This is a genomic window from Cupriavidus sp. FW305-26, assembly GCF_058787975.1.
This window is the reverse complement of the sequence record NZ_JBYTAH010000080.1, coordinates 21,345-28,593: the sequence shown is the minus strand read 5'-3', so window position 1 is coordinate 28,593 and position 7,249 is coordinate 21,345. Positions and strand designations below refer to the sequence as shown.

Below are 7,249 nucleotides of genomic sequence, written 5' to 3'. Positions count from 1 at the left end.
CCACGCCCGCTACGCCCGCTACGCCCGCTACGCCGGCGCAGCCCGCAGCACCGGCTCCTCCCGCGCCGCCGGCCGACGCCTCGGCCCCGGCCGCCCCCCAGGCCCAGCCTGCGCAGACGCCCTCGGGCGACCTGCAGCCTGAGAGCCAGAGCCTGCCGATACCACCCATGGACCCGATGCAGCGGATCGTGCCGGGGGTCCGTATCCGCTGACCCTGCGAGGCGCGGGCGGCTCCAGGCCCACGCCAGGCTGTGAATGCCCTGTGAGGGCTGAAACAATTTGTTTGTAAGTAGCGGAAAAGGCGCTTGTGGGTGCAACCACCGCCCCGCGCTTATGTTCCAATCTCCGCAAGGCCGCGCGCCAGCCATGGCGCCTGGCCAGTTCGCCCTCGGCGAAGAACGTCTTTGATAAAGAAGGAAAATCCATGATAAAGCGACTGTTGGTCCCCTTCCTTACGGTAGTTGCCTTCGCAGGCGCGGCGCATGCCCAGGTGGCGGCCCAGGACGCGGCCACCCCGGACGGGCTGGTCAAGGCCGTGGTCAGCGACGTGATGACCACCGTCAAGGCCGACAAGGACATGCAGGCCGGCAATATCGGCAAGATCACCGCGCTGGTCGAGCAGAAGATCATCCCCAACGCCAACTTCCAGAAGACCACGCAGATCGCCATGGGGCGCAACTGGTCCAAGGCCACGCCCGAGCAGCAGAAGCAGATCACCGAGGAGTTCAAGACCCTGCTGATCCGCACCTATGCCGGCGCCATTGCCCAGATCCGCGACCAGACCGTGCAGTACCGCCCGTACCGCGGCACGGCTGAGGATACCGATGCCACCATCCGCACCCAGGTCGTCAACAAGGGCGAGCCGATCCAGATGGACTACCGTCTGGAAAAGACCGCCCAGGGCTGGAAGGTCTATGACATCAACGTGCTGGGCGCCTGGCTGACCGAAGCCTACAAGGGCAGCTTCAACACCATCGTCGGCCAGCAGGGCGTCGAGGGCGTGATCAAGACGCTGCAGGACCGCAACCGCCAGCTGGCCAGCGCCAAGAGCTGAGGCGCCTGCCCAACGGTGCGCCGCTGCAACGCAGCACGGCGCACCGATCTGCTCTACAATGGCCGCTCGCGGCACAGACTCCCGCCTGACGTGCGGGAGTCGTCGTTTTTGCCACTGTATTCAAGCTACCGATCCCCAGGCCACGCATCCATGCTCTCGCTAGGTACCTCGCTGACCAACCAGAACGCCGCCGCCGTGCTGCGTGACGGGCTGGCGCGCCTGGCGCAGGGCGAGGTGCAGGTCGACTGCACCGGCCTGGCGCAGGTGGATTCCTCCGCGGTCGCCGTGCTGCTGGCATGGAACCGCGCCGCCGCCGCGCGCAACCAGGCGCTGTCGCTGCGCGGCGTGCCGCCGCAGCTGTCGCAACTGGCCAGCCTGTACGGCGTGGACGGTCTGCTGGGCCTGGCCCCAGCAGCCGCAGCGCAGGGGCACCACCACCGACATTGATCCGGCATCGCCGGTCGCCAGCACGGCGGCCGCCCGCGATGCCGCGGCGACGGCCCTGCGCGGTCGCCGAGCCCCTGGGGGCGGATCAAGCGGGACCATCCCCGCATCCCCTATAATTCCGGGTTGTTCGCCCATCCCCCCGCCTGCTACCGGTTCATGCCATGCCGGGCCAGGAAGTCCGGGCACGCAGTTGCTCCCCAATTCCCGGCGGCTGGCCCTGAAAATGCCGAACCCGCCACAAACAATCGGCCATGAAAGCCATTGAAATCCACGACGTTCGCAAGCGCTACCGCAACCTGCAGGCGCTCAAGGGCGTCAGCTTCACCGTCGAACGCGGCGAATTCTTCGGCCTGCTCGGGCCCAACGGCGCCGGCAAGACCACGCTGATCTCGATCCTCGCCGGCCTGAACCGCGCCGATTCCGGCCGCGTCAGTGTGCTTGGCCACGATGTCGTTGCCGACTACCGGATGGCCCGGCGTATGCTGGGCGTGGTGCCGCAGGAACTGGTGTTCGATCCGTTCTTCACGGTGCGCGAGACGCTGCGGCTGCAGTCGGGCTACTTTGGCCTGACCCGCAACGACGACTGGATCGACGAGATCATGGCCAACCTGGACCTGACCGGGAAAGCCGACGCCAATATGCGCCAGCTCTCGGGCGGCATGAAGCGGCGCGTGCTGGTGGCGCAGGCGCTGGTGCACCGCCCGCCGGTGATCGTGCTGGACGAGCCCACCGCCGGTGTGGATGTGGAACTGCGCCAGACGCTGTGGAAATTCATCTCGCGCCTGAACCGGGAAGGGCACACCATCATCCTGACCACCCACTACCTGGAAGAGGCCGAGGCCCTGTGCGACCGCATCGCCATGCTCAAGTTCGGCGAGGTGGTGACGCTGGACCGCACCAGCAACCTGCTGACGCAGTTTGCCGGCCTGCAGCTGGTGCTGACCTTTGCGCGCGGCGTCCTGCCGCCGGCGCTGGAGCCGTTGCGCATGCCGGCCAACCCCGGCGAGCGCGCGGTACGCCTGCGGTTGTCGGGCTACCAGGCGGTTGAACCGATCCTGGCCGCCTGCCGCGAAGCGGGCTGTGACATCGAAAACATGGAAATCAACAAGGCCGACCTCGAGGACGTATTTGTGCAGATCATGCGCCGCGAGGGGCATATGCCCGGTGCGCTGCCCGATCCGGCGATGGAGGCCGTGGCATGAAGCAGCCTGGCGATATCGAGGTCCTGGACGACACCGGCCTCGGGCCGATGGCCGTGGGCGGCCTGGTGGGTTTCCGCACCCTGCTGTACAAGGAAGTGCTGCGTTTCTGGAAGGTGAGCTTCCAGACCGTCGCCGCTCCGGTGCTGACCGCGGTGCTGTACCTGCTGATCTTCGGCCATGTGCTGGAAGACCGGGTCAAGGTCTATGACCAGATCAGCTACACCGCCTTCCTGGTGCCCGGCCTGGTGATGATGAGCGTGCTGCAGAACGCGTTTGCCAACAGCTCGTCATCGCTGATCCAGTCCAAGATCACCGGCAACCTGGTGTTCGTGCTGCTGCCGCCCTTGTCGCACTGGGAAATGTTCGGCGCCTATGTGGTGGCCTCGGTGATCCGCGGGCTGACCGTGGGCCTGGGCGTGCTGCTGGTGACGGCGTGGTTTGCCAACCTGCATTTTGCCAATGTGGGCTGGATCCTCGTCTTTGCGCTGCTTGGTGCGGGCATCCTAGGCACGCTGGGCCTGATCGCCGGCATCTGGGCCGAGAAATTCGACCAGCTGGCCGCGTTCCAGAACTTCCTGATCATGCCGGCAACTTTCCTGTCCGGCGTGTTCTATTCGATCCATTCGCTGCCCGCCTTCTGGCAGGCGGTGTCCCATGCCAATCCGTTCTTCTACATGATCGACGGCTTCCGCTATGGCTTCTTCGGCGTCTCGGACGTGTCGCCGCTGTTCAGCCTGGCGGTGGTCGGATCGGCGTTCATGGTGCTGGCCGCGCTGGCGCTGCGCTTGCTGAAGTCCGGATACAAGCTGCGCCACTGAACTGTGGCCGGCCATACTGAATCACGCTGAAGAGAACCCCATGCTGCCTACACCGGAACAAGTCAGGGATTACATTGCCCAAGGACTGCCCTGCGAACATCTGCAAGTCGAGGGCGATGGCCAGCACTTCTTTGCCACCATCGTCAGCGCCGAATTTGAAGGCAAGCGGCTGATCCAGCGCCACCAGCGCGTCTATGCCGCGCTGGGCGACCGCATGCGTGCCGAGATCCACGCGCTGTCGATGAAGACGCTGACGCCTGCCGAGTGGCAGGCGGGCGAAGGCAAGTAAGCCCCGCCAACATGCGCCGCGCCACCCGCGCGGCCCCAGAACCATGACGCCGGGCGCGTGCCCGGCTCCAGACGACAGAACATGGACAAATTCCAGATCCACGGCAATGGCCCGCTGAAGGGCGAAATCCGCGTGTCGGGCGCGAAGAACGCAGCCCTGCCGATCCTGTGCGCGGGCCTGCTGACGGCGGATACCGTTTCGCTGGACAACGTGCCTAACCTGCAGGACGTGCGCACCACCCTCAAGCTGCTGCGCCAGATGGGCATGCAGGCCGAGCTGGATGGCGCCCGCGTGACCCTGAACGGCGCCGACGTCAACGTGCTCGAGGCCCCGTACGAGCTGGTCAAGACCATGCGCGCCTCGATCCTGGTGCTGGGCCCGCTGGTGGCGCGCTTCGGCGAGGCCCGCGTGTCGCTGCCCGGCGGCTGCGGCATCGGCGCGCGCCCGGTCGACCAGCACATCAAGGGCCTGCAGGCGATGGGCGCCGAGATCACCATCGAACACGGCTTTATCCATGCGCGGGCCAAGCGCCTGAAGGGCGCGCGCGTGGTCACCGACATGATCACCGTGACCGGCACCGAGAACCTGCTGATGGCCGCCACGCTGGCCGAAGGCGAGACCGTGCTGGAAAACGCCGCGCGCGAGCCCGAGGTGACCGACCTGGCCCAACTGCTGGTCAAGATGGGCGCGAAGATCGAAGGCATCGGCACCGACCGCCTGGTAGTGCAGGGCGTGGAGCGCCTGCATGGCGCCAGCCACAGCGTGATCGCCGACCGCATCGAGGCCGGTACCTTCCTGTGCGCCGCCGCCGCGACGCTGGGCGACCTGGTGCTGCGCGGCGTGCAGCTGGACATCCTCGACACCGTGCTCGACAAGCTGCGCGAAGCCGGCGCAAAACTCGAGACCGGCGCCGACTGGATCCGTCTGGCCATGCCGCAACGCGCCAAGGCCGTGAGTTTCCGCACCTCGGAATACCCGGCCTTCCCGACCGATATGCAGGCGCAGTTCATGGCGCTCAATGCCGTGGCCGAAGGCACCGCGCGCGTGACCGAGACCATCTTCGAAAACCGCTTCATGCACGTGCAGGAACTGAACCGCCTGGGCGCGGACATCGCGGTCGAAGGCAATACCGCGGTGGTCAACGGCGTGCCGCGCCTGTCGGGCGCCAACGTGATGGCGACCGACCTGCGCGCCTCGGCCAGCCTGGTGATCGCCGGCCTGGTGGCCGATGGCGAGACCGTGATCGACCGCATCTACCACCTGGACCGCGGCTACGACCGCATGGAAGACAAGCTGTCGGCAGTGGGCGCGCAGATCCGCCGCATTGCCTGAGGAAGTCCGATGAGCCCCACTTTCAACGCATCGCCCAACCAGCTGACGCTGGCGCTGTCCAAGGGCCGCATCTTCACCGAGACGCTGCCGCTCCTGGAAGCCGCCGGCATCCGCGTCACCGAGGACCCCGAGACCTCGCGCAAGCTGATCCTGCCGACCTCCGATCCGGCCGTGCGCGTGGTGATCGTGCGCGCCTCGGACGTGCCGACCTACGTCCAGTATGGCGCCGCCGATTTCGGCGTGGCCGGCAAGGACGTGCTGATGGAAAGCGGCATGGCCGGCCTGTATGCGCCGATCGACCTGAACATCGCGCGCTGCCGCATGTCGGTGGCGGTGCCGGCCGGGTTTGACTACGCCAACGCGGTGCGCCAGGGCGCGCGCCTGGCCGTGGCCACCAAGTATGTGCAGACCGCGCGCGAGCATTTTGCGAAAAAGGGCGTTCACGTCGACCTGATCAAGCTGTACGGTTCGATGGAGCTGGGCCCGCTGGTGGGCCTGTCCGACGCCATCGTCGACCTGGTCAGCACTGGCAGCACGCTGCGCGCCAACAACCTGGTTGAAGTCGAAGAGATCGTGCAGATCTCGTCGCGGCTGGTGGTGAACCAGGCCGCGCTCAAACTCAAGCGCGAGCGGCTTGCGCCGATTCTCGACGCATTCGAACGGGCTTCGGCGGCGCTGGCGTAAGGCCACACCAGGCCCGCGCCGACTGAGAGGAAAGTAGTCATGAACGCAACCGAAATGGAAAACCTGCCGATCCGCCGGCTCGATTCCAGCAAGCCTGGCTTTGCCGAGGCGCTGCGCCAGGTGCTGGCCTTCGAGGCTGGCGAGGACGAGGCCATCGATCGCGCCGCCGCGCAGATCCTGGCTGATGTGAAGGCGCGCGGGGATGCCGCGGTGCTGGAATACACCAGGCGCTTCGACCGCGTGGAAGCGTCGTCGATGGGCGCGCTGGAGGTATCGCAGCAGCAGCTCGAAGCCGCGCTCGAAGACCTCGAACCCAAGCGCCGCGCCGCGCTGGAGGCCGCCGCCGCGCGCGTGCGCGCCTACCACGAGAAGCAGAAGATCGAATGCGGCAGCCACAGCTGGGAATACACCGAGGCCGACGGCACCATGCTGGGCCAGAAGGTGACGCCGCTGGACCGCGTCGGCATCTACGTGCCGGGCGGCAAGGCCGCGTATCCGTCGTCGGTGCTGATGAACGCGATCCCGGCGCGCGTGGCGGGCGTGAAGGAAATCATCATGGTCGTGCCCACGCCGGGCGGCGTGCGCAATGAGCTGGTGCTGGCCGCCGCGCAGATCGCCGGCGTCGACCGCGTGTTCACCATCGGCGGCGCCCAGGCGATTGGCGCGCTGGCCTACGGCACGGCGACGCTGCCGCAGGTCGACAAGATCGTCGGCCCGGGCAATGCCTATGTGGCCGCGGCCAAGCGGCGCGTGTTCGGCACCGTCGGCATCGACATGATTGCCGGCCCGTCCGAGATCCTGGTGATCTGCGACGGCACCACCGACCCCGACTGGGTGGCGATGGACCTGTTCTCGCAGGCCGAGCACGACGAACTGGCGCAGTCGATCCTGCTGTGCCCGGACGCCGGCTATATCGCCCGCGTCGAAGCCAGCATCCAGCGCCAGCTTGGCACCATGCCGCGGCGCGAGGTGATTGCCGCCTCGATCTCCGGCCGTGGCGCGCTGATCAAGGTGCGCGACATGGAAGAGGCCTGCGAGATCGCCAACGCGATCGCGCCCGAGCACCTGGAGATCTCGGCCGAGAACCCGCGCCAGTGGAGCGAAAAGATCCGCCACGCCGGCGCCATCTTCCTGGGCCCCTATACCAGCGAGTCGCTCGGCGATTACTGCGCGGGCCCGAACCACGTGCTGCCGACCTCGCGCACCGCGCGCTTCTCTTCGCCGCTGGGCGTCTATGACTTCCAGAAGCGTTCGAGCCTGATCGAAGTGAGCGAGGGCGGGGCGCAGATGCTCGGCCAGATCGCCGCCGAGCTGGCCTATGGCGAAGGCCTGCAGGCCCACGCCCGCAGCGCGGAATATCGTTTCACCAAACGCAGTTGATCTACTGACCCACGCTGCCTGATAAGGCAGCCAACTTAGGAGT

At 66.9% G+C, this 7,249-nt stretch carries 8 protein-coding genes and 1 pseudogene; all 9 read left to right on the top strand.

Annotated elements, in window-relative coordinates:
• Positions 1 to 212: pseudogene (locus AC3WQZ_RS30540) on the top strand (MlaA family lipoprotein); the annotation flags it as partial.
• A 212-nt stretch (positions 213 to 424) separates the two neighbouring features.
• Positions 425 to 1,054 (top strand): MlaC/ttg2D family ABC transporter substrate-binding protein, encoded by a 630-nt coding sequence (locus AC3WQZ_RS30535; protein WP_011616145.1) that lies wholly within the window; start codon positions 425 to 427, stop codon positions 1,052 to 1,054.
• Between the two features lie 114 nt (positions 1,055 to 1,168).
• A complete protein-coding gene (locus tag AC3WQZ_RS30530; RefSeq protein ID WP_492293462.1) occupies positions 1,169 to 1,501 on the top strand; it encodes an STAS domain-containing protein in 333 nt (110 codons plus the stop codon).
• A 251-nt stretch (positions 1,502 to 1,752) separates the two neighbouring features.
• Positions 1,753 to 2,703 (top strand): ABC transporter ATP-binding protein, encoded by a 951-nt coding sequence (locus AC3WQZ_RS30525; RefSeq protein ID WP_010812337.1) that lies wholly within the window; start codon positions 1,753 to 1,755, stop codon positions 2,701 to 2,703.
• A complete protein-coding gene (locus tag AC3WQZ_RS30520) occupies positions 2,700 to 3,521 on the top strand; it encodes an ABC transporter permease (protein WP_492301826.1) in 822 nt (273 codons plus the stop codon). The genes AC3WQZ_RS30525 and AC3WQZ_RS30520 overlap by 4 nt, the downstream gene beginning before the upstream one ends.
• A gap of 40 nt (positions 3,522 to 3,561) precedes the next feature.
• A complete protein-coding gene (locus AC3WQZ_RS30515) occupies positions 3,562 to 3,810 on the top strand; it encodes a BolA family protein (protein ID WP_010812335.1) in 249 nt (82 codons plus the stop codon).
• A gap of 81 nt (positions 3,811 to 3,891) precedes the next feature.
• Positions 3,892 to 5,142: a UDP-N-acetylglucosamine 1-carboxyvinyltransferase gene (murA, locus tag AC3WQZ_RS30510; RefSeq protein ID WP_492301825.1), complete on the top strand. Its 1,251-nt coding sequence runs from the start codon at positions 3,892 to 3,894 to the stop codon at positions 5,140 to 5,142.
• A 9-nt stretch (positions 5,143 to 5,151) separates the two neighbouring features.
• Positions 5,152 to 5,826 carry an ATP phosphoribosyltransferase gene (hisG, locus tag AC3WQZ_RS30505; RefSeq protein ID WP_010812333.1) on the top strand — a complete coding sequence of 225 codons (675 nt, stop codon included), beginning with the start codon at positions 5,152 to 5,154 and terminating at the stop codon, positions 5,824 to 5,826.
• A 39-nt stretch (positions 5,827 to 5,865) separates the two neighbouring features.
• Complete coding sequence (hisD, locus tag AC3WQZ_RS30500; protein ID WP_010812332.1) at positions 5,866 to 7,206, top strand: histidinol dehydrogenase; 1,341 nt, start codon at positions 5,866 to 5,868, stop codon at positions 7,204 to 7,206.
• Positions 7,207 to 7,249: the final 43 nt, after the last annotated feature.

What these genes read in the sequence shown, in the direction of transcription:
- AC3WQZ_RS30535 (WP_011616145.1), top strand. Translation starts at nt 425, where the DNA reads ATGATAAAGCGACTGTTGGTCCCCTTCCTTACGGTAGTTGCCTTCGCA.
- AC3WQZ_RS30525 (WP_010812337.1), top strand. Translation starts at nt 1,753, where the DNA reads ATGAAAGCCATTGAAATCCACGACGTTCGCAAGCGCTACCGCAACCTG.
- AC3WQZ_RS30520 (WP_492301826.1), top strand. Translation starts at nt 2,700, where the DNA reads ATGAAGCAGCCTGGCGATATCGAGGTCCTGGACGACACCGGCCTCGGG.
- AC3WQZ_RS30515 (WP_010812335.1), top strand. Translation starts at nt 3,562, where the DNA reads ATGCTGCCTACACCGGAACAAGTCAGGGATTACATTGCCCAAGGACTG.
- murA (WP_492301825.1), top strand. Translation starts at nt 3,892, where the DNA reads ATGGACAAATTCCAGATCCACGGCAATGGCCCGCTGAAGGGCGAAATC.
- hisG (WP_010812333.1), top strand. Translation starts at nt 5,152, where the DNA reads ATGAGCCCCACTTTCAACGCATCGCCCAACCAGCTGACGCTGGCGCTG.
- hisD (WP_010812332.1), top strand. Translation starts at nt 5,866, where the DNA reads ATGAACGCAACCGAAATGGAAAACCTGCCGATCCGCCGGCTCGATTCC.